This window comes from Providencia sp. PROV209 (assembly GCF_028479485.1).
GTDB lineage: Bacteria > Pseudomonadota > Gammaproteobacteria > Enterobacterales > Enterobacteriaceae > Providencia > Providencia alcalifaciens.
In genome coordinates, this window is record NZ_JAMPNR010000002.1 from 26927 (window position 1) to 50505 (window position 23579).

Here is a 23579-nt window from a genome sequence, read left to right on the forward strand (position 1 = left end):
ACATTATGATTTAATTATAAAAAATTTTTATAAAACCACGGAAAACGGTCTTCAGAAGTAAAATGTTACAGATGATTGTTAACGAATATCGATAATTATTATGTGATTGAAATTAAATATTGCTTAAGTAAAGATAAAAGCCCGAAGGCCTTTATCTTATTGTCGTCAATTACGCGTTAGCGCGCTTGGCTCTTTGCAGCTTTTCGTAAGCAGCGAGTAGTCCTTGATGAGCCGGTAATGCTTTTAATTCTGCATCTACTGACCATAATCCATAGAAACACGATTCACCGGCGATTGCTGCGGATGCTGCATCCACCGCTTCTTGCCCATACATACGAACAAATGCTTGATAATATTGAGTAGGTTCTCTCTCTTCTTCTTGAGAAAGCAGCAGTAAGGTGTGCAAGCAACGATAGTAGTTGGCACGTTCAGGCGTGAATACTGAACTGTTGAAGTCTTGTGTCCATTCGACCCAAGCCAGTGCTTGTTCAAGATCACCACCTGCGAGCGCCAGCATTGATTTCAATTCACCGATGCGCAGGTTACTCCAGCCATTATCTTTGCCAACGGCTAAACCTAACAGCTCGCGTACGCGGGTAAAGTCATCTAAACCGTCATCATCTAACTGTTCAATTAAAGCGAGGTAATCTTCTTTTTCCCATTGGCTATCTGGCAGCGCCATGATGGTGTCACGCAGGTAAGCCCCCATCGCATTGTTAGCAATGTGCAAATCTTCGACAGGATAGATATCGGACATGCCTGGTACCAAAATACGGCATGCGTATACGCCTAAATGGCTATAGTCCGCAATATAAACTTCCGCATCAAGCTTATTGAAGATGGCCATTAATGTGGCGAACTCTTCGGTCGTGGTCCCTTTAAAGCTCCAATCTACGAATGGATAATCCGCATCATCTTTAAACGTATCCCAGCTAATTAAACCGCTAGAATCGATAAAGTGAGTTTCTAAGTTCGTGTGTTCACCCACTTCTTCATCGTCAAAGGTTGGGGCGTTAAAGACATCTAAGTCTTTCAGACCACGGCCTTGCAGCAATTCAGTTACGGTACGCTCTAATGCAACACCAAAATCAGGGTGTGCACCGAAAGAGGCAAAACACGTTCCGTTTTGTGGGTTAAATAACACAACACAGATAACAGGGAATTCCCCACCTAAAGATGCATCGTAGCTGAAGATTGGGAAACCTTCGTTTTCTAACGTTTCAATCGCTGCAACGACACCTGGATAGCGAGCCATCACTTCGGCAGGAATTGTCGGTAAGCTAATGCTTTCAGCAATAATTTTATTTTTCACAAAGCGTTCGAACACTTCGGATAACCCTTGAACTCGCGCTTCATTGGCGGTGTTTCCTGCGGACATCCCATTGGATACATACAGGTTACCCACAATATTCATCGGAATATAGACGGTACGATTATCTGATTGGCGTGTAAATGGAAGGGCGCAGATACCACGTTCTTCATTGCCAGATTGCAGGTCGATAAGTTGGCTGCCAGCGAGTGCATTATCAGGATCGTAAAACGCAACTAAGCGCTCATCTAATAAACCTTCTGGTAGGCTGTCGTCTTCGGTGAGCGGGAACCATTTCTCATTAGGATAATGGACGAAGTCCCCTTCAGCGATAGATTTACCCAGATAAAAATCCGCAAAGAAATAGTTTGTGGATAAACGTTCAAAATACTCGCCAAGTGCAGAAGCTAATGCCGCTTTTTTACTGGCGCCTTTACCATTGGTAAAGCACAGTGGGCATTCCTTATCACGGATATGAACGGACCAAACGTTCGGTACGGGATTTAGCCAAGAGGCCTCTTCGATATCGAATCCTAGATTTTTCAGTTTAGTTTGGAATGCTTCAATGGAGACTTCGAGTGCGGCATCTTTGCCGGGAATAAATGTTTGGCTCATTGTCAGTCACTTGTAAATGGCTTGTTTCAGATAGCGACTATGATACGGATTTTTCCCAGATTGCTCACGCTTTTTATGCTGAGTTCCTGTTTTTTATTCAAGACAGAAAACAGGCAAAAAATTAGAATTTACTAAAATGACTAAGCGGATCACAAAACTCTCGGATTAAATCCACATAATAACGTGAGTTTATTTTTAATATCATGTTCGTCAATTTTAGTTAAAGGAAAATAGGATGAAAAACCGTAATAAAGCACTGTTAGCCACATTGGTTTCATTGTTTGCTGCATCTGCATTTGCACAACCGAATATTACTGTGTTGGCAACAGGCGGGACGATCGCTGGTGGGGGAGAATCAGCAACTGGCTCGAGCTATCAAGCGGGTAAGGTGGGGATTGATTCTTTACTTAATGCGGTACCAGAAACTAAAAAAATTGCCAATCTTAGTGGTGAGCAGCTTGTGAACATCGGTTCTCAAGATATGAATGATCAAGTGTGGCTAACCCTCGCTAAAAAAATCAACCAAGATTGTAATAAAACCGATGGTTTTGTCATCACTCATGGTACTGACACCATGGAAGAGACTGCCTTTTTCCTCGATTTGACTACAGCATGTAAAAAACCCATTGTAATGGTTGGTGCGATGCGTCCTTCTACTGCCTTGGGGGCCGACGGTCCATTGAATTTGTACAATGCCGTGGTACTGGCATCTGACAAATCAGCAGGGGAGCGAGGCGTGCTGATGGCAATGAATGACAAAGTGATTCAGGGTCGTAATGTGATGAAAATGAGTACAACGGAAGTTCAAGCATTCGACGCGGTGAATGCGGGAGCTGAAGGTTATATTCATGATGGTAAAGTGACTTACTACCAAGCTGCTCAGCCTCGCGGTGACAAGCCTGTTTTTGATGTGAGTAAATTAGATAAATTGCCGGAAGTCGGTATCGTTTATAACTATGCAAATGCTTCGGCTGCACCAGTAAAAGCGCTACGTGAAGAAGGAGTTAAAGGTATCGTCAGTGCGGGGGTAGGTAACGGCAATATGTATAAGACCATTTTTGATGCACTCGCGAATGCGGCAAAAGAAGATGTGGTTGTTGTGCGCTCTAGCCGAGTTCCAACAGGCTATACAACACGTAATGCTGAAGTGAATGACAATGAATATGGCTTTGTGGCTTCCGAAAGATTAAATCCACAAAAATCACGCGTATTATTACAATTAGCACTGACTCAAACAAAAGATCCGAAAAAGATTCAAGAAATGTTTGAGCAATATTAATTCTCTAAGAATAGGCGGCAGAAATGTCGCCTTGATTATGTTTTTATAACTACATCTAGAATGTGTTTCTTGATTAGTAATCACATTTAAATAATCAAAATAACTCGATAATAAATTCCTATAAGATAGGTAATAAAGTTTATTATCGAGTATTTATGTATCATATATTTAACAAAATTAATTATAAAGCACCGACTTCGGGCGTTTGAGGATCGGATTTTTCTTGCTTATTTTTTTCTTTAAATGCAGTTACGTTTCCTGTCGATTGTGTGGCAGATTTAACTTCAGCAAGCCCAGAAAATATTCCGCCTTTTTTGATGGATAAATTCGAATAGCGGATAGTCCCATAAATTTCGCCATTGGTATCAATGCTGATGGTTTCCGAAATACATTCCCCTTCAACTTTACCGTTTACCCACAATTCATTACTCGTAATATTGCCGGTAACATGCCCATTTTGCATAATTTTTACGGTGTTATTTTTGCCAGTAATATTACCAATCACAGTACCATAAATATGCACTTGCTCATTGGAGGTCACATTGCCTTCAAATACGACATCTTTGGCAATGATAGTATTGGTTTTTTCTTCACTGACCGTCGGTGATGATACTTGCATTTTTTCCTCAGCGATCTGTTGAATGATTTCTTCTTTATTGATAGTGGGAGTGGGCTCTGGTTTGTTTTGTTTTTTATTGAACATGTGACTAACCTTTTTGAAATTGAAGTATAGAACCAAACAAATGATTGAAGATATAAAGGCAAGAGATGCCACAACGGTATATCTAAAAAACCACGCTATCAAAGTAAGAAACCAGAAGAAAAAACTTATGTTCAAAAACAGATAGGCTTTTTTCATCTTTTAATCTCTTACACATAAATTTAAGCATCAGTATAAATTAAAATAACACATAACAAATTAAAGAATAGAGGATGATTTTAGTTTTATCTGAAGAAATAAAGGCATGAGTTTTTAAAAAATAGTCGTTATTTTTCAGATATAGAATGGAAATAGGGAGATGTTAAGAAGGGTTAAATAAAAATACCCACAATGAACATTAAGTGGGTATTCTCAGCATTAAATCACGTCTTAATTAAATCGCTTCCTTTAAAAGAAAGAAGCGATTGATAATGTGATTATTTTGCTTCGTGTGCTTCAGTATTTTCGCGACAATTACCTTCAGCGCAGTGTCCATACAGATATAAACTGTGGTTAGACAGTTTAATACCGTGACGTGCAGCGATATCATGCTGGCGTTTTTCGATTGATTCGTCTGTAAATTCGATAACCTTGCCACAATCTAAACAAATTAGGTGGTCATGGTGATGTTGCTGAGTTAATTCAAATACGGATTTTCCACCTTCGAAATTGTGACGTGTCACAATACCAGCATCATCAAATTGGTTTAATACGCGATAGACAGTTGCTAACCCGATTTCTTCACCAATATCAATCAGCTTCTTGTAGAGATCTTCCGCACTGACGTGATGGCACTCAGGCTCCTGAAGTACTTCCAAAATCTTCAATCTTGGAAGAGTGACTTTGAGTCCTGCATTTTTCAATGCTTTATTATTGTCTGTCATGCGGGCTTGTCCTGTATTTTAAATCATAAATTTAACAATAATGAGACGTTTTTAACAAAAATCCAGTTGTCTTCTAAACTGATTTACAATTATAGGCATGGAAAATAAAAATAGAAACCATGCATTGTCTCATTATTTTGATTCGAGCTTAAAAGCGAGTCCCTTAATGTGGTGGACGAATGAGCCATCATATCTAACAGTGCTCGCTTTTAATTGACAATCAATGTCATTATTAGCCAAGGATTTCAGCCAGCGACATCTCTTCAGAGATCTGTTTAACCCAAGCATTAACACGCTCTTCGGTAAGCTCTGGTTGACGATCTTCATCGATAGCAAGACCGATAAAGTGAGTATCATCAGCCATACCTTTAGAGGCTTCAAAGTGGTAGCCTTCTGTTGGCCAGTGTCCCACAATGACTGCGCCGCGGGGCTCAATGATGTCACGGATGGTACCCATCGCATCACAGAAATATTCTGCGTAGTCTTCTTGGTCTCCACAACCAAACAGCGCGACAAGTTTACCGTCAAAATCAATTTCTTCTAATGTTGGGAAAAAATCATCCCAATCACATTGAGCTTCACCGTAATACCACGTCGGGATGCCGAGAAGTAGGATATCAAATGCTTCGATATCTTCTTTGCTGCACTTAGCAATATCGTGAACTTCTGCAACATCTTTGCCTAATCTTTCTTGGATCATTTTGGCAATATTTTCTGTGTTACCTGTGTCACTTCCGAAGAAAATGCCTATAACTGCCATAAATTGATTAACCTCTTGTTTTTCTAGCAGAGAGTTTAACTTGTTGATTCTACTAGAATTAAAAATAGAACGAAAATAGGTAAAATTTGCGCCTTATTTTGGCGAAAAAAACGGTGTTAGTCTGTCAAATTTGTGTGATTCATTCAGACACAGCTAGTGGTCAATTGTCTCACTAACCTGCTCAAGTTGAGCCATCAAAATTTCTTCAATTAGCTCACTTCGGCTTATATTTTTCTCTTCAGCTAATTGGTTTAAGACTGCGACAGCGTCTTCATTTAATTTCAGCTCAACTCGACGCAGTCCTTTGACTTTATCCCGTTTGAGCTGATTTCGTTTGTTAATTCTTAATTGTTCATCCCGCGACAACGGGCTAGTTTTTGGTCGCCCAGGCCTGCGTTCTTCTGCGAACAAATCCAGTGTCGTGCGATCAGTTTGTTCTTTTGCCATATCTACTATTGCTAACGGAAGGGGTGTGCCAGTATTTCAGCGCGCAATGATACCCTAGCTGAATCCCTAGTACCATAGGTGCATACCCAGCTAATTCATCTAATAGATTAAAAAAAAAGCACTTTTAAGAAAAAAGCATCACCCAACGAGGGGGAGATGCTTTTTTGTTCAGGTCAACGAGTCTGCTGCTGCCATAAATTTGCATAAATGCCATTCAATTTAAGGAGGTTTTCATGGGTTTCCGTTTCAGTCACTTCCCCATTGCAAATCACGTAAATTTTATCGGCGTTCATGATGGTATTGAGACGGTGGGCGATGCTAATTACCGTTCTACCTTGTGAAATTAATGGCATGTTTTGCATGATGGCAGATTCCGATTCGTAATCTAATGCGGATGTAGCCTCATCAAGAATTAAAATATCGGGCTCAGTAATTAATGCTCGAGCTAACGCAATGCGCTGACGCTGCCCGCCTGAAAGATTTAACCCTTTTTCAGATAAATGATAATTAAAATTATTAGGCAATGACATAATAAATTCATACGCACCTGCAAGTTTTGCTGCATGAATTAATTGTTGCTCATTTGCTTGTGGGTAACTTAAACGAATATTTTCTGCAATTGTTCCGACAAACAATGTGCTTTCTTGTAGCACGACACTCATTCGACGACGCAATGCCACTGTATCGGCAACGGCTAAATCCATTCCATCCACAATAACTTGCCCATGTTGAGGAACATATAATCGCTGTAATAGTTTTGTTAGCGTGCTTTTCCCCGAGCCAGAAGGACCCGTGATACCAATAAATTCTCCCGCCTTGATGGATAAACAGAGATTATTAAGGACTTCAGGGGTTTCTGGTTGGTAACGAAACCGGATGTTTTGAAACTGAATCTCGCCTTGAATAGCGGCGGAGCTAGCAATGCCTTGGCGCTCATTTTCAATAGGTTTATCAAGAATATCACCGACGCGACGAAGGGAAATGATCGTATGCTGAAAATCTTGCCAAATTTGAGCAAAGCGCAAAATGGGTTGAGTTACATGGGCGCTAAGCATATTAAAGGCGACAAGCTCCCCTGGAGTAATGTTGCCTGCTAGCACCTCGTTCACGCCAATCCACAGTAAAATCGCAGTAGTAATTTTACTCACTAATGTCATCAATTGCGTTGCAACCACGCTGCGCATGGATACTTTAAAGCCTTGCATCAATTGTTGACTGAGTAATTTCTGCCAACGCCTAAAAAAATATTTCTCTGTTGCAGTAGTTTTTAGGGTTTCAATCCCCGTAATGGATTCAGTTAAAAACGTAAGGCCATTTTCATCAGCTTGGTAAGATTTTTCTGTCTGTTGACGAATAATGGGACCTAAAATCATCCATAAAATAAAAAAGACGCCCATAGAACCGACGAGAGTCCAAGTCATTATGTCACTATACGAAAATAAGACGGCGACAAACAGGATCACAAAAATAAAGTCAATGAACAGCATAAGTGTTGAACCAGTCAAAAATTGACGGATATGCGCTAATTCACGGACACGAGCAATAATTTTTCCTGTTGGTCTTAACTTAAAATAATTAAGCGGTAACGCCATTAAATGGCGATAGAGTTTACCGGATAACTCTGCACTAATTTGTGTGCTGGTATGGCTGAAGATTTTATTACGAATAAAGCTATAAATAGGCTCTGCAATTGCAATGGCGAGTATGCCAAGCGCAAGAATGTGCAAATTAGGTAGGCTTCGTCCAACCAGCACTTTATCAATCAGATTTTGAAATAGTAGCGGGCTGATTAATGCAAATAGTTGCACAATTGCCGCTAGGATAAAGACATTTTTGAGTTTAAAACGCTGGCGAATAATAGAGGGAATAAACCAGCTAATACCAAATGCCCTTTTTTGTTCTGTCTCCAATTGTTCTTTAATTAGAATCACGGAGTAATGAACATCAACAGAATTATCCCACGGTTCTACGCTGTCACCTTGTGGCGTGATGACGGTGAGTGGTGAGTTTTGAGTAATAATATGCCAACGTTGGTTGATTAATATTAAGGCTGGTAATGGAATATTTTGCATTTGTTGTTGAGTCAAGGACACATGCTGTGTTTCATAACCAATAATTTGTGCACATTCTCTGAGTTCTAAATCTGTTGGTGAATCACCCTGCATACCAATAGCATGCATTAATTGCCCTTGAGTGATATTTTTTTGAAAGTGATTCGCTATCCAGACTAAGGCTTCCAAGCCATTATTATTGCGCTGTTCCATGGATTACTTCTCTCTCATCGCAGTGGAGGTATATTCATTAATTGGGCTAAGCAGGTAATCAATGAGTCGACGTTTATCGGTTTTTATTTCGGCAACAATAGATAAACCCGGCGTTAATTCAATGTGTTCTCCTTCAACTAATAGTTGTTTACTGCTTAAACCAATTTGAGCCAAATACACTAAGCCTAAGTTTTCATCTTGAGTACTATCACGGGAAATAGATAGCAGTTCACCTTCAATGGTGCCGTAGCGTGTATAAGGGAATGCATCAATTTTTACATCAGCTTTTAAGCCTTCTTGAATAAAGCCAATATCTTTATTCAGAATTTTGACTTCCGCGAGTTGTACATGATTATTAGGAACGATAACCATTAATTGCTGTGCTGGTTGTAAAACCGCACCGAGAGTATAAATAGCAATTTGTTGTACTGTTCCGTCAACGGGGGCACGAATAATTTCTAGTTGGTTTCTTTCTTGGTTTTTAATGAGCTCTTGCTCAAGGGATACAAATTTGAATTTAGCTTGCTGATATTTCTCATACCATTCTTGGTGTTTTTGCGCATTAATCCTATCTTGCTTTTCGCGTAAAGCATGGTGTTGGCTATTCAATATGGAGAGTTCAGATTGTTTGGCGGTTTTCTCTTTTCTAGCGAGTAATAACTCACGTTCTTGTTCTAGAAACTCTTTTTGGCTGATCAATTGTTTTTGATTCAGAGCTGTGTGTGCATCAAGTCGTTTTTTAATGTTATGCATCAATATATTGATATCTTTTAATTCACGTTCTCTTGCTTGGTAATTCACGCGATTAAGTTGAACTTCGTTAGCTATCTCGTTCAGTAATGTTTCATACTCTTTTTTAATGGTTTGGTAGCTAAGTTTTGCTTGGACTTGTTCCGTTAATGAAAGCTGAGGGTATCGTGGTGATGTCTCGATTTGCTGTTGATTGAGTAAGGCATGGTGGATCATTTCCTCACTAGCATGAAAGTTTTTCTGGTAGTGAAGGCTAACAATATCTTGGTCAACACCCAGGACTTTGACGCTGAGTAATGGATCGCCTTGTTTAACTTGCTGTCCATCTTCAACGTGGATTTGTTGTAAGCGGCTTAATTCAAAAGCTTGGATAGTTTGTGTTCTTCCCGAGACAATCAGTTTTCCCTGAGTAGTGGCTTGAACGTCCAATTTGCCAAAATATGACCATGCAATTGCAATAAAAATACCGACGCTAATGCTGATGGCCATTGTAAAAGCCAAATAAGAGGGTGGTGTTTTTAAAATAGATAAATGAGCAGGTAAAAAGCTGTTATAGCGGGTAGTGTTTGATTTTCGTTTCATGATTAACATCCATGTCATTATTTAAGAGACTGCTGAAGCGTCCATAAATGTCTATAAAATTTATTATTTTCGATTAATTGTTGGTGGCTGCCTTGCTCAACAATTTGTCCCTGTTGCATCACGATAATGCGTTGGTGATTACGGATTGTGGAAAGGCGATGGGCAATCGTAATAACAGTGCGCCCTTTGGCTATTTCTTGCATATTTTCTTGAATAATAGCTTGGGATTCGTCATCTAATGCGCTGGTGGCCTCATCGAAAATGATGATTTTAGGGTCAGCTAAAAGGGTTCTTGCGATGGCGATACGTTGGCGTTGTCCCCCTGAAAGTGATGATCCACCTTCAGCTAAAACGGTGTCATATCCCATGGGTAATTTGAGAATAAAATCATGCGCTCCCGCCATTTTTGCGGCATTCACCACTTGATCCATTGATGCATTGGGGTTCGTTTGTGCAATATTATTGAAGACAGATTGGTTGAATAGAAAATTTTCTTGTAAAACAATACCAATTTGTTTCCTTAACGATGAAAGCTCGATAGCTGAAATTGGCGTGCCATCAAGGTAAATTGCCCCTTGTTCTGGAGTATATAAACGCAATATTAACCGAGCTAATGTGCTTTTCCCTGAACCTGAGGTACCCACGATACCGATGGTTTCGCCTGCTTTAATCGAAAGATTAAAGTTATCGAGGATAGAAGGCATATTAGGTTGATAACGGAAGCTAATGTTGTGTAGTTGAATATTGCCAATGAGTTGAACGTCATTGCCTTTTTTACTTTGCTCTATCGGAAGGTTGATTATTTGCGACAGTTTTTCTATTGCGACTTTGGTTCGAATATAGTCTCCCCATAATTTCACCAGTTTCACCAGCGGTTGGTTTGCGTGGTTGACCATCATGTGAAAAGCAATAAATTGCCCAATAGTCAATTGCAACGCGAGAACTTCGGACGCACCCACCCATAGAACAAGGGCACTGGTGACTTTTTCAATCACCATGACGATGTGCTCTGAGCGAGAACTGATTTGCCCAGAGACAAAGTTGGTTTGGCTCATATCGGCAGTTTGTGTATCCCAGCGACGGGTAAAGCTCGGTTCAATGGATAAGCTTTTGGCTGTCTCTATCCCATTCACACTTTCCGTTAAAAATGAGGTATTGATAGCAATATTTGCAAACTGCTGCTGAGCTGCCGCTTCAATCTTTGGTGTCAGCCACCATGCGACCAGCAAATAGCAGGGGATTGAACATAAGAAAAGTAAGGTAAGTGTGGTGGATAGCAGGTTCATCACATAGACGAAGACAAATAAAAATAGTACATCAACGCACAGTGTGAAAAAGCTACTCGTTAAAAATTCTCGAATGGTTTCTAATTCTTTTACTCGAGTGACAATCGCACCGATTTGTCTATTTTTAAAAAACGAAATAGGCATATGCAATAAATGATTAACGAGTTTTAATCCTAGCGTCATATCAATACGATTGACGGTATGGTTATAAATATACTCTCTTAGACCTTTTAATATAACTTCGATGATAGCAGCAACAATTAAACCGAAAATTAAAACATCCAAGGTGGATAAACTATTATGAATAAGGACTTTATCCATAATTACTTGCATGACAATAGGCGAAGCTAAAGCCAAAATTTGTAGAATAAAGGAAAAAACCAGTACCCATGCAATAATACTACGGTACTTCATGAATTCTGTTTGGAACCATGAAATATCGAATTTTCCTTGTTTGACTTTGACGTGAAGCCAATCTCCACTCCAGTTATTTTGGAGTTCTTCATGGCTCCATATTTCAGGCGAGGATTGACCAATACGCTGAATCAGCACCTGTTCTTGATTATGATTAGCCAGAAGAAATGCATGCCCATTATTATCATATAAAATAGCGGGTGAAGGGAGTTTCTTTATTTTTTTATCACGCTGATATTTATTTTTACATTTAATCTGATATTTATCTTTTATTACTTTAATGTAATTTTCAATATGATGAATATCTTTTGTGGCTTGCTTGAAATCGTCATAGTCGATTTCACCAGAAAGCTTTGCAATTATGCTAATAAAATATAACGTTGATTGTGTTTTAACACTTTCCATTGTGTATTTTTATCATCCTGTAATTTTAATAATGCTCATGTATCAATTTCGAGAATTTAGTTATTTAATCGAGATGGATAATACCGTCATCATAATTACAAGTGTATTGAAGTTCGTCTTATTATTTGAATATGAATATATTGAGGATATACCTTTGCTCCTGATATTTAAAAATTAAATATCAGGAGCAGTACTGCAAAGGATAGGGGGTTAATCAGGAATACTTAAGAAGCGGTGAATGGCACGTAGTACATGTTCTGGTTTTTCAGCATGCACCCAATGGCCCGCATCTGCGACTACCCATGCCTTTGCTTGAGGAAACTGTCCAGCAATGTCTTCACGATATTCAGATTGTACATAAGGAGAGTTTCCACCGGGAATGAGCAATACCGGTTTATTCCACGCAGGCACTGTTTTCCAACCAATAATTTTTTCATAGTTGGCTTTGAGGGCGGGAAGGTTGAATTTCCATTCGCCTTGCTTAAAGGATTTCAGTAAAAATTGAATCACGCCGTCTTCAGGGATAAATTGGCGCATAATGTTACTGGCATCTTGGCGTGTTTTGACTTGCGCTTGCGTTGTCGCTTCTAACGCGGCAATGATTTCATCATGACGGCGGACTTGATAAGCGACTGGGGCAATGTCAATTGCCACGATTTTTTCAATAAAATCAGGTGCTATCTCGCTGGCCGCCATGGCAATCTTACCGCCCATGGAGTGACCTATCAAAATGGTACTGTGATAACCAAGGGATTTAACCAGAGTGATCACATCTTCAGCCATATCTCGGTATTCCATTTCATTGGAACGAAAAGAATCACCATGATTGCGTACATCAATTTGAATGGTATCGAAATAGTTTTGTAAGTCGCGACCTAAAACCCCTAAATTATTCAGATCACCAAAGAGCCCATGGATCAAAACAACGGGGGTGGTGGTGATCGGGTTTTCAGGTTTATGGATTGTATAATTAAGTAATTCGGTCATATTTGAACTAGGATTAATGTTGTTTGCCGGATGAGGGGCTTATCATGGCATGGTGATGAGGAAAAACCAAATTTGTGTAATAGCAAACAAGATAACTTACTGAAATATCGTAAAACTTAACTCATTGTTTGTTTTAAGTTATTGAAATTTTAATTGTTTTGTTTTTTTTAAATCTGGCTTATAATCTGGCGCGAATTTTAGATTAAGAAAGTACTGGGAAAAAATGAAAACGATAGAAGTTGATGAAGAGCTTTACCGCTATATTGCAAGTCACACACAGCATATCGGTGAAAGTGCATCGGATATTTTACGCCGTATGCTAAATTTCAAATCCGCGCAGCAGCCAGTACCCGCAGCAAAAGAAGTGAATTTAACACCATTAGCGCCGCAAGATGCGCCGGTGATGAATACTAAGGTGGTTGCACAGAATCCAGTTAGAGTGATCAGAGAATTATTACTCTCTGATGCCTATGCGGAAAAAAACAAAGCGATCGATCGCTTTATGCTAATTCTTTCAACGTTGTATAGCTTAGATGCGAAGAGCTTTGAGCGCGCAACAGAGTCAATGCATGGTCGTACCCGTGTTTACTTTGCTGGTGATGAGCAAACTTTATTGGCTGCGGGCAAGCAGTCAAAACCTCGTCATATACCGGGCACACCGTATTGGGTGATCACCAATACCAACACCAATCGCAAGCGCAGTATGATTGATGCGATTATGCAAGAGATGAACTTCCCTGCGAATGTCATCGAAAAAGTTGGTAATACTATCTAAACATTGTGAAGTCACTGGTGTTTCACGCTAAGCATCAGTGCTTTGGGAGATAACAAGTGGCAATTCATGAACGAGCAGGGCAGCTTCCATTTCAAAGTGATTTGATTAACGTTGCTCAGTTAACGGCTCAATATTATACCCAGCAACCGGATCCTGAGGTGTCTTCTCAGGCAGTCAAATTTGGGACATCCGGTCATCGCGGTAGTTCGCTACGTAATAACTTTAATGAAAATCACATTCTGGCGATTGCCCAAGGCATTGCCGATTTGCGCAAGCAGCAAGGTGTAACAGGACCTTGTTACGTGGGGAAAGATACCCATGCGCTGTCAGAAGCTGCATTTATTACTGTGATTGAAGTGTTAGCAGCGAACCAAGTTCATGTTATTGTTCAAGAAAATAATGGTTTTACTCCAACGCCAGCTATCTCCCACGCTATTTTAAGCTATAACCAAACACATAAAGATGTCGCTGATGGCATTGTTATCACTCCTTCCCATAACCCACCGGAAGATGGCGGAATTAAATATAACCCTGCCAACGGTGGTCCTGCGGATACAGATTTAACTTCCGTTATTGAAAAACGCGCGAATCAGTTGCTGGCGACCGATCTTGATGGCGTGAAGCGGTTAGATTTTGCTGATGCAATGGAAAGCGGTTTTGTGTCTGAGCAAGATTTAGTGATGCCGTATGTTCACGCATTAGGCGATGTTATTGATATGCAAGCTATCCAAAAGTCAGGATTAAAAATTGGTGTCGATCCGCTAGGTGGCTCGGGTATTGAATACTGGAAAAAAATTGCGGAATATTATCAACTGGATATTGAAATAGTGAATGACCAGCTTGATCAAACCTTCCGTTTTATGCCGTTAGATCACGATGGAGTGATCCGCATGGACTGTTCATCCCGTTGGGCGATGGCGGGTTTGCTAGGCATGAAAGAAAAATTTGATTTAGCCTTTGCAAACGATCCTGATTATGACCGTCATGGTATCGTTACCCCGAGCGGGTTAATGAATCCTAACCATTATCTTGCAGTTGCGATTGATTACCTATTTCAAAATCGCCCTCAATGGGGGAAAGATGTTGCTGTTGGCAAAACCTTAGTCTCCAGTGCCATGATTGATCGTGTTGTCAATGATATGGGGCGCGAATTGATTGAAGTGCCCGTTGGTTTTAAATGGTTTGTCGATGGGTTATTTAATGGCAGCCTTGGGTTTGGTGGTGAAGAAAGTGCAGGCGCTTCATTCTTGAAGTTTGACGGTACTCCGTGGTCGACAGATAAAGACGGGATTATCTTATGTTTACTTGCCGCAGAAATCACAGCAGTAACCGGAGAAAATCCCCAGCAGCGTTACAATAAACTCGCTGAAAAATTTGGTGCGCCAATCTACAGCCGCATTCAAGCAAAAGCAACCCACGAGCAGAAAGCTAAGCTGAGTAAATTGTCCCCAGAAATGGTGTCAGCAGATACGTTAGCAGGGGATCAGATTACGCAGCGTTTGACTGCGGCGCCCGGAAATGGTGCTTCAATCGGTGGACTAAAAATTATGACCGACTACGGCTGGTTTGCAGCACGTCCATCTGGCACTGAAGAAGCCTACAAAATTTATTGTGAAAGTTTCCGTGGTGAAGAGCACCTTCATTTAATCGAGAAAGAAGCGATCGAAATCGTGAGTAAAGTGATTAGCTAACTCCTACCTTACAAGCGGGCGCTTTTCGCCCGCTTATCATGACTAAATCACTCGATAGTGAAAAATAGCATATTCAGGATTTTATCCCTTTTTTAGCGCGCATCACTTCATAAAATTGTGGTAGCTGATTCTGTGACGCTATTAACAAAATTGTTTTCTTTTCTGACCCACTAAATCTCACTTTTTGTTTTTGCCATTGAGACGTAATAACCGTTGCAGCTAGTGGCATGGAATGATACAACTTTAAGAATCTGGGTGATGTTAACTAACAATATTGAAGGTAGGTAAGATCAATGAGTCAGGTTTATAATTTCAGCGCAGGTCCAGCAATGTTACCTGTTGAAGTCATGCGCCGCGCGGAGCAAGAGTTTTGTAACTGGAAAGGTCTAGGGGTTTCTGTGATGGAAGTTAGCCATCGCGGAAAAGATTTTATTGAAGTGGCAAAAGAAGCTGAACAAGATTTACGCGACTTATTAAATATCCCTGACAATTATAAAGTTTTATTCTGTCATGGCGGTGCCCGTGCCCATTTTGCGACACTACCAATGAACTTATTAGGCGATAAAACGACGGCTGACTATATTGTTAGTGGCTATTGGTCCGAATCCGCGGCTAAAGAAGCAACAAAATATTGCACACCGAATGTGATTGACGTTGTTCAAGAAAACAATGGGGTTGTGAGTATTAAACCAATGAGTGAATGGCCGTTAAGCAAAGATGCTGCGTATGTTCACTATTGCCCAAATGAAACTATTGGTGGTTTGGCTATCCATGAAGAGCCGGATTTCCCTGCGGATAAAATTATTGTTGCAGACTACTCTTCTGCCATTTTATCCAAGCCAATTGATGTCAGTCGATATGGCGTTATTTATGCTGGTGCTCAGAAGAATATTGGACCCGCCGGTTTAACCTTAGTTATCATTCGCGAAGATTTATTAGGCAAAGCCTCACCTCAAACGCCATCCGTATTCGATTACACCGTATTGGCAAAACATGAGTCTATGTTTAATACACCTCCAACTTTTGCATGGTATTTAGCTGGTATGGTTTTCAAATGGCTAAAAGAGCAAGGTGGATTGCAAGAGATGGCAAAACGCAACTATGAAAAATCACAGTTGTTGTATAACGCAATCGATGACAGTGAATTTTATATTAACCGTGTAGCAGTTGAAAATCGCTCTTGGATGAACGTACCATTTCAAATGCAAAACCCTGCATTAGATGCAACTTTTATTGAAGGTGCGAAAGATCAAGGATTGTTATCACTGAAAGGTCATAAGGTTTCAGGCGGAATGCGGGCTTCAATTTACAATGCGATGCCTCTAGCCGGTGTTCAAGCACTCGTTGATTTTATGGCGGACTTTGAACGTCACCACGCATAATTTATTCAGTTCTATTTGAGCCGGTTTGTTTAGGAAGAACATTCCGGCTTATTAATTTAAATAATGATAAAAAAGTAGCAAACGACATCGGAGAAATCACTTTTTATGCAATCCCTGACATTACAACCTATCTCTTCAATTAGTGGCACCATTAATCTGCCGGGGTCAAAAAGTGTCTCCAACCGCGCGCTTCTTTTAGCCGCTATGGCGAAAGGCACTACGGTACTGACTAACTTATTAGACAGCGATGATATTCGCCATATGCTGAATGCATTAAGCTTGCTTGGCGTTAAATATCAATTATCAGCGGATAAAACACGCTGCGAAGTTGAAGGTATTGATGGCTGTTTATCGCATAAGGGTGAGTTAGAAATCTTTTTAGGCAATGCAGGAACGGCCATGCGTCCTTTAACGGCGGCACTTTCATTATGTCCAAATGATATTATTTTGACTGGTGAGCCGCGTATGAAAGAGCGACCAATTGGTCACTTAGTGGATGCCTTAAGAGAAGGCGGTGCTGAAATCGATTATCTTGAACAAGAGAATTATCCGCCAATGCGCTTAAAAGGGGGCTTTGTTGGTGGACATATTTCGGTAGATGGTTCAGTTTCTAGTCAATTTTTAACGGCATTACTGATGGCTGCACCTTTAGCGGCTCAAGATACGGTGATCTCTATTGCGGGTGACTTAGTATCGAAACCGTATATCGACATCACACTGGCATTAATGAAAACATTCGGTGTGGATGTGGAAAATCACCAATACCAAAAATTTGTGATTAAAGGTCAGCAACAATATTTATCTCCAGGGGAGTACCTTGTTGAAGGTGATGCATCTTCTGCTTCCTATTTCCTTGCAGCGGCAGCTATCAAAGGCGGTGTAGTCCGAGTTACTGGCATTGGTCGTAACAGCTTACAGGGCGATACAAAGTTTGCTAACGTTTTGGAAAAAATGGGAGCAATTATCCGCTGGGGGGATGATTACGTTGAATGTGAACGTGGAACTCTGAATGGTATTGATATGGATATGAACGCTATTCCCGATGCAGCGATGACTATCGGAACGGTCGCTTTATTTGCAAACGGTGAGACGGTGATTCGTAATATCTATAATTGGCGAGTAAAGGAAACTGATCGCTTATATGCAATGGCAACTGAGCTACGTAAAGTGGGGGCGGAAGTGGAGGAAGGACACGATTTTATTCGTGTGACGCCACCGAAGCAGCTGAAACACGCTGAAATTGAAACCTACAACGATCATCGCATTGCAATGTGCTTCTCACTGGTTGCACTTTCAAATACCCCTGTGACGATTTTAGATCCGGGATGTACCGCAAAAACATTCCCAGATTATTTCCAGCAACTTGCGCGATTAAGCCACTAGCATAATGAGATTGGTTGATAAGCATCAATGAGTTATCAACCAATTTTTATTTTGCTTTTTTCTTATCTTTACCTATTTTTATTCCTGGCAAGTCCACCTGTATATTTCACAAAATCGTTGAGTAGGTATAATATCCCCCACAGATTTTAATTGCGGGTAGCTTAGGCTATTTGCAGAAAAGGAGATTTTTTATGGTGGCTATTGCCCCTGTAATCACCGTTGATGGACCAAGCGGAGCGGGTAAAGGAACCCTTTGCCAAGCATTAGCAAATGAATTTGGATGGCAACTCTTAGACTCTGGTGCAATTTACCGCGTGTTAGCATTAGCGGCTCTGCATCACCATGTTGATATTCAATCCGAAGATGCGTTAGTACCTTTAGCTGCAAATTTAGATGTCCGTTTTGTGCCTGAAGAAAATCGATTGAAAGTCATTCTCGAAGGTGAAGATGTGTCTAATGAAATTAGACAAGAAACCGTTGGGAACACAGCATCACAAGCAGCGACTTTTCCGCGTGTTCGTGAGGCTCTATTAAGACGTCAGCGAGCCTTTAGAATGATGCCTGGCTTAATTGCGGATGGCAGAGATATGGGAACCGTTGTTTTTCCTGATGCGCCAGTGAAAATTTTTCTGGACGCTTCAGCAGAAGAACGAGCTCACCGCCGGATGAAGCAGTTGCAGGAGAAGGGGTTTGATGTTAATTTCGAGCGACTTTTAACCGAAATTCAAGAGCGCGATTATCGAGATCGTAACCGTCCGGTAGCGCCGCTCATTGCCGCGAAAGATGCATTAGTGCTGGATTCCACAAGTATGTCTATTGAGGAAGTTATTGAAAAAGCACGAACCTACGCGAAAAAAATTCTACAATTATCGTGATAATAGGCTTTATTTTAGCTTATAATTAGATAATATACTCAATTACCTCCATGCTGGTCATTTTCTAGCATGGTTAAAACTTTGCGACAAGGAATGTTGTGGAGTATGTGAAACAACCCCATTTGGCGGGATGCTATGTGGACGTTAATATAAGACACTTGAAGATCATTAATATGACTGAATCTTTTGCTCAACTCTTTGAAGAATCCCTGCAGAATATTGAAACTCGTCCAGGTTCTATTGTACGCGGTACAGTAGTTGCTATCGATAAAGACGTAGTACTGGTAGACGCAGGTCTTAAATCAGAATCTGCTATCCCAGTAGAACAGTTCAAAAATGCTCAGGGTGAGCTGGAAATCCAAGTTGGCGACGAAATCGATGTAGCTCTGGATGCAGTAGAAGATGGTTTCGGTGAAACTATCCTGTCTCGTGAGAAAGCGAAACGTCATGAAGCATGGCTGATGCTGGAAAAAGCTTACGAAGAAGCTGAAACTGTAACTGGTGTTATCAACGGTAAAGTTAAAGGTGGTTTCACTGTAGAACTGAACGGTATTCGTGCGTTCTTACCAGGTTCACTGGTAGATGTACGTCCAGTTCGTGATACTACTCACTTGGAAGGCAAAGAGCTTGAGTTCAAAGTAATCAAGCTGGATCAGAAACGCAACAACGTTGTTGTTTCTCGTCGTGCTGTAATTGAATCTGAAAGCAGCGCTGAGCGCGATCAACTGCTGGAAAACCTGCAAGAAGGCATGGAAGTTAAAGGTATCGTTAAGAACCTTACTGACTACGGTGCATTCGTTGATCTGGGCGGTGTTGACGGCCTGCTGCACATCACTGACATGGCTTGGAAACGTGTTAAACACCCAAGCGAAATCGTCAACGTTGGTGATGAAATCAATGTTAAAGTTCTGAAATTTGACCGTGAGCGCACTCGTGTTTCTCTGGGTCTGAAACAACTGGGCGAAGATCCTTGGGTCGCAATCGCTAAACGTTACCCAGAAGGTACTAAACTGACTGGTCGCGTTACTAACCTGACTGACTATGGTTGCTTCGTAGAAATCGAAGAAGGCGTTGAAGGTCTGGTTCACGTTTCAGAAATGGATTGGACTAACAAAAACATCCACCCATCTAAAGTTGTTAACGTTGGTGATGTTGTTGAAGTTATGGTTCTGGATATCGATGAAGAACGTCGTCGTATCTCTTTAGGCCTGAAACAATGCAAATCTAACCCATGGCAGCAATTTGCAGAGACTCACAACAAAGGTGACCGTGTTGAAGGTAAAATCAAGTCAATCACTGACTTCGGTATCTTCATCGGTCTGGACGGCGGCATCGATGGCCTGGTTCACCTGTCTGACATCTCCTGGAACGTTGCAGGCGAAGAAGCAGTTCGTGACTACAAAAAAGGCGACGAAATCGCAGCTGTTGTTCTGCAAGTCGACGCAGAGCGTGAGCGTATCTCTCTGGGCGTTAAACAGTTAGCTGAAGATCCATTCAACAACTACCTGGCAGCAACCAAGAAAGGCGCAATCGTTACTGGTAAAGTAATCGCAGTTGATGCTAAAGGTGCAACTGTAGAGCTGACTCTGGGCGTTGAAGGTTACCTGCGTGCATCAGAAGCTTCACGTGACCGTGTTGAAGATGCAACTCTGGTTCTGAACGTTGGTGATGATGTTGAAGCTAAATACACTGGTGTTGACCGTAAAAACCGTGTAATCAACCTGTCTGTTCGCGCTAAAGACGAAGCTGATGAGAAAGATGCTGTCGCAGCTGTGAACAAGCAAGAAGATACTGCATTCGGCAACAATGCAATGGCTGAAGCTTTCAAAGCAGCTAAAGGCGAATAATTAAGTGGGGGTAACTTCGGTTACCCCTTTGTATCGGTAGTTTAGGGAGGTACTATGACCAAGTCTGAATTAATTGAAAGACTGGCTAGCCAGCAGTCTCATCTTTCAGCGAAAACCGTTGAGGAAGCTGTAAAGGAAATACTTGAGCATATGGCTGATACGTTAGCTGAAGGCGAGCGTATTGAAGTCCGTGGATTCGGCAGTTTTTCTCTTCACTACCGTGCTCCACGTGTTGGCCGTAATCCAAAAACTGGTGACAAAGTGGAACTGGAAGGTAAATACGTTCCCCACTTCAAACCGGGTAAAGAGTTGCGTGACCGTGTAAATATTTATGGTCAATAATCGACTATAAATCTTAATTATTACTATAAAACAGCGCCTATATTTATATAGCGCTGTTTTTTTTATGCCCGTACTTTTCATATTTCCCCACTGATTTCGATTTTAATAAATCATTTAGCTAATACTTTTTGCAAAGCGCTTCGCAATTAATCTTTTTCTATATACCGTATTACATTTAATTCTGGATGCGTGCTTGAAGCTCTCTATCGTCTGGGCTTTTTTACTCTTATTTATGTATTTAACTTACCTACATGAAAATAACAGTTTGGTAGATTAAATGCAGATAGGACTATTCAGTCGTAACCTCCCAAGTACACTCTCTTATACCGAAGCGGCGACTGCGTTGATTATCGGTACGCTACCGTTACTTTTTCTATCTAAATTACCTGACTCAAATTACTATTTAGTAATCGGTTCTATTTTATTGATTACTATTGTTTTTATTTGGAAAAATAAATTTTCTCGATTTTTGTTTTTGATAGGAATGAGCTTTCTTTGGGCTTGTTGGCACGGACTTGAGATAACACAGAAAATCGATTTTTTAAGTAGTGACTATCGACAGTGGGATATCACAATAGTCAGTATCCCACTTACTCAGGATGACCCAATAAAACGCGTAAAAATAGATAGAGTTGACGGAAGACGGATTTTTCCATCCTTATATGCATCATGGAATTTCAAACAGAATGGACATGAAAATAGGTGTGTAGGGCAACAATGGCGAGTAACAGGAAAATTAAACCCTGTTCATGCCTCATTGAATGAGGGAGGGTTTGACAGGCAGCGATATTTTATAGCGCAAAGAATGATTGGAACATTAAAAGCTAAGAATGTGGAACAAGTGAGTGTGCAGTGTTCTTTACGGCAAAACATTATTGACCAATTCAAAGAAAAAATTTTAGCTCAAAAAAATCAAGGAATTATTTACGCATTAATGTTTGGGGAAAGAGGATTAATTTCTATTGAGCACATTCAATTACTTCAATCTACGGGGCTAACCCATCTAATTGCGATTTCAGGGTTACATATTGGTATGGCTTATTTAATTGGCTATCTATGTGCTCGATTATTACAATTTTTTTTACCTATAAGATGGATAGGTGAAAATTTACCATTACTATCAGGGATGCTCTTTGCCTTGCTATATGCTTGGCTTTCTAATTTTGCGATTCCGGCAACTCGAGCAATATTTGCATTATTGTTATGGCTCTATGTTCGTAAGCAGTCATTTTATTGCTTTTCATGGCAATGGGCCATTTGGAGTATTGCAAGTATTCTATGGTTTGACCCGCTTGCTATTCTTTCTGATAGCTTTTGGTTATCCAGTTTTGCTGTATTAGCTATTCTATATTGGTTCCGTATTTTTCCTATACCATTAGTATTTAATCGTCACCCACTATTCAGGAGAGTGGTTCCGCTCATTCATTTGCAAATTGGGCTATTGATTTTATTAATTCCGATCCAAGTATTGTTATTTAAAGGGATTAACGTGATGAGCCTATTTGCTAACTTATGGTTTGTTCCGTTAATCACATGGGGTGTTGTTCCAATTGTCTTTGGTATATTACTGTTTCCTATCAATGCTTGGCATAATATTGCATTTAGATTTATCGATAAAGTTATTGAAATTGGATTAGAGCCCCTTGTTTACTTAAATAGTTTTTGGGTGGAAATTAATGCAATGTCAATTTATATCGTACTTTTTTGCGGGTCTTTTGCTTTCATTCTTTTATTCGGTTGGTATCGAAATTACCTTGGGCTATTAATTTGCTTCATTGTGATGCTCTTTTTCACACAAAGTAAAAATCAGCATCAAGAGCATGATTGGTGTCTCATTCTGTTGGATATTGGGCATGGACTCGCTGCTATTATGGTGCAAAATCAACAAGGGGTTTTATATGATACTGGTAATCGTTGGAATAAGGGAAGTAATGTGAAACAGCAGATCATTCCATTTTTGAAACATCACCAAGTCATTCCTATTCATGCAATATTAAGCCACAATCATCTTGATCACACTGGTGGTGTATCCGATTTAATTAAGCAATATCCATGGGTAAGTTTACGTAGCAGTTTCGGGCAGCCGCGTCACCTTCCATGCTACCAAGGGCAAAATTGGCAGTGGGGTAAGCTCCGATTTGATATTTTGTGGCCAAAGAAACTCGCGGAGACATCACATAATAATGACTCTTGCGTAATACAAGTCAGTGATGGCTATCGGAAATTATTACTGACCGGAGATTTAGAGAAAGAAGGTGAGAAAAGCTTAGTGATGCAAGATAAGTATTCTCTCAAAGCTGATATTTTATTTGTTCCTCATCACGGAAGTAGCACATCTTCAACGCCTTTATTTATTCGAAAAGTACAGCCAACTCTCGCATTAGTCTCTTCAGCACGCTATAGCCCATGGAAAATTCCATCAGACAAAGTGTATTTGCGCTATGCTAAACATAATATTCAATGGCTAAATACAGCTGAGGAAGGTCAGATAACAATATGTTTTAAAAAAGAAAAAATGAAAATATCACGTTACAGAAAGGACATTAATCCCCGTTGGTATCATCTGTGGTTTGGTGATCGCCAATTTCCCTAGTAGAATAGT

The 23579-nt window shown here is 40.4% G+C and carries 18 protein-coding genes; 9 read left to right on the plus strand and 9 right to left on the minus strand.

The window, feature by feature from the left end:
- Positions 1-169: 169 nt before the first annotated feature.
- Complete coding sequence (gene ycaO, locus PR795_RS02675) at positions 170-1924, minus strand: 30S ribosomal protein S12 methylthiotransferase accessory factor YcaO (protein WP_036960343.1); 1755 nt, start codon at positions 1922-1924, stop codon at positions 170-172.
- Between the two features lie 235 nt (positions 1925-2159).
- Between ycaO and ansB the strand changes: the two genes are divergently transcribed.
- Positions 2160-3203, plus strand: a complete 1044-nt coding sequence (gene ansB / locus PR795_RS02680; RefSeq protein WP_006657793.1) for an L-asparaginase 2 — start codon at positions 2160-2162, stop codon at positions 3201-3203.
- A gap of 181 nt (positions 3204-3384) precedes the next feature.
- On the opposite strand, the gene PR795_RS02685 is transcribed toward ansB, so the two are convergent.
- From PR795_RS02685 to ybfF, 8 genes are all read right to left on the minus strand, one after another.
- A complete protein-coding gene (locus PR795_RS02685; RefSeq protein WP_117584501.1) occupies positions 3385-3906 on the minus strand; it encodes a bactofilin family protein in 522 nt (173 codons plus the stop codon).
- A 434-nt stretch (positions 3907-4340) separates the two neighbouring features.
- Positions 4341-4787: a ferric iron uptake transcriptional regulator gene (fur, locus tag PR795_RS02690; protein WP_006657795.1), complete on the minus strand. Its 447-nt coding sequence runs from the start codon at positions 4785-4787 to the stop codon at positions 4341-4343.
- Positions 4788-5019: 232 nt separating this feature from the next.
- The gene (gene fldA / locus PR795_RS02695) at positions 5020-5547 is read right to left on the minus strand and encodes a flavodoxin FldA (protein WP_006657796.1); all 528 of its coding nucleotides are present in this window, start codon (positions 5545-5547) and stop codon (positions 5020-5022) included.
- Between the two features lie 153 nt (positions 5548-5700).
- Complete coding sequence (ybfE, locus tag PR795_RS02700; protein WP_006662178.1) at positions 5701-5994, minus strand: LexA regulated protein; 294 nt, start codon at positions 5992-5994, stop codon at positions 5701-5703.
- A 173-nt stretch (positions 5995-6167) separates the two neighbouring features.
- Positions 6168-8258, minus strand: coding sequence for a type I secretion system permease/ATPase (locus tag PR795_RS02705; RefSeq protein ID WP_036960347.1), 2091 nt, complete (start codon positions 8256-8258; stop codon positions 6168-6170).
- 3 nt (positions 8259-8261) lie between these two features.
- A complete protein-coding gene (locus PR795_RS02710; protein ID WP_039861572.1) occupies positions 8262-9590 on the minus strand; it encodes an HlyD family type I secretion periplasmic adaptor subunit in 1329 nt (442 codons plus the stop codon).
- A 17-nt stretch (positions 9591-9607) separates the two neighbouring features.
- Complete coding sequence (locus tag PR795_RS02715; protein WP_181480718.1) at positions 9608-11695, minus strand: peptidase domain-containing ABC transporter; 2088 nt, start codon at positions 11693-11695, stop codon at positions 9608-9610.
- A 210-nt stretch (positions 11696-11905) separates the two neighbouring features.
- Complete coding sequence (ybfF, locus tag PR795_RS02720; protein ID WP_006662167.1) at positions 11906-12682, minus strand: esterase; 777 nt, start codon at positions 12680-12682, stop codon at positions 11906-11908.
- A gap of 223 nt (positions 12683-12905) precedes the next feature.
- On the opposite strand from ybfF, the gene seqA reads away from it, so the two are divergent.
- From seqA to PR795_RS02760, 8 genes are all read left to right on the plus strand, one after another.
- Positions 12906-13457, plus strand: a complete 552-nt coding sequence (gene seqA / locus PR795_RS02725; RefSeq protein WP_006662166.1) for a replication initiation negative regulator SeqA — start codon at positions 12906-12908, stop codon at positions 13455-13457.
- A gap of 56 nt (positions 13458-13513) precedes the next feature.
- Positions 13514-15148 (plus strand): phosphoglucomutase (alpha-D-glucose-1,6-bisphosphate-dependent), encoded by a 1635-nt coding sequence (gene pgm, locus PR795_RS02730; protein WP_036960355.1) that lies wholly within the window; start codon positions 13514-13516, stop codon positions 15146-15148.
- Between the two features lie 293 nt (positions 15149-15441).
- Positions 15442-16530: a 3-phosphoserine/phosphohydroxythreonine transaminase gene (gene serC, locus PR795_RS02735; protein ID WP_006657806.1), complete on the plus strand. Its 1089-nt coding sequence runs from the start codon at positions 15442-15444 to the stop codon at positions 16528-16530.
- Between the two features lie 105 nt (positions 16531-16635).
- Positions 16636-17913: a 3-phosphoshikimate 1-carboxyvinyltransferase gene (gene aroA, locus PR795_RS02740; RefSeq protein WP_006662164.1), complete on the plus strand. Its 1278-nt coding sequence runs from the start codon at positions 16636-16638 to the stop codon at positions 17911-17913.
- Positions 17914-18104: 191 nt separating this feature from the next.
- On the plus strand, positions 18105-18788 hold the full coding sequence (gene cmk / locus PR795_RS02745) for a (d)CMP kinase (RefSeq protein WP_006657808.1): 684 nt from the start codon (positions 18105-18107) through the stop codon (positions 18786-18788).
- 173 nt (positions 18789-18961) lie between these two features.
- Positions 18962-20635: a 30S ribosomal protein S1 gene (gene rpsA, locus PR795_RS02750; RefSeq protein ID WP_006662163.1), complete on the plus strand. Its 1674-nt coding sequence runs from the start codon at positions 18962-18964 to the stop codon at positions 20633-20635.
- 54 nt (positions 20636-20689) lie between these two features.
- On the plus strand, positions 20690-20977 hold the full coding sequence (gene ihfB, locus PR795_RS02755) for an integration host factor subunit beta (protein ID WP_006657810.1): 288 nt from the start codon (positions 20690-20692) through the stop codon (positions 20975-20977).
- Between the two features lie 343 nt (positions 20978-21320).
- Positions 21321-23570 (plus strand): DNA internalization-related competence protein ComEC/Rec2, encoded by a 2250-nt coding sequence (locus tag PR795_RS02760; protein WP_272516639.1) that lies wholly within the window; start codon positions 21321-21323, stop codon positions 23568-23570.
- The last annotated feature ends 9 nt before the right edge of the window (positions 23571-23579 follow it).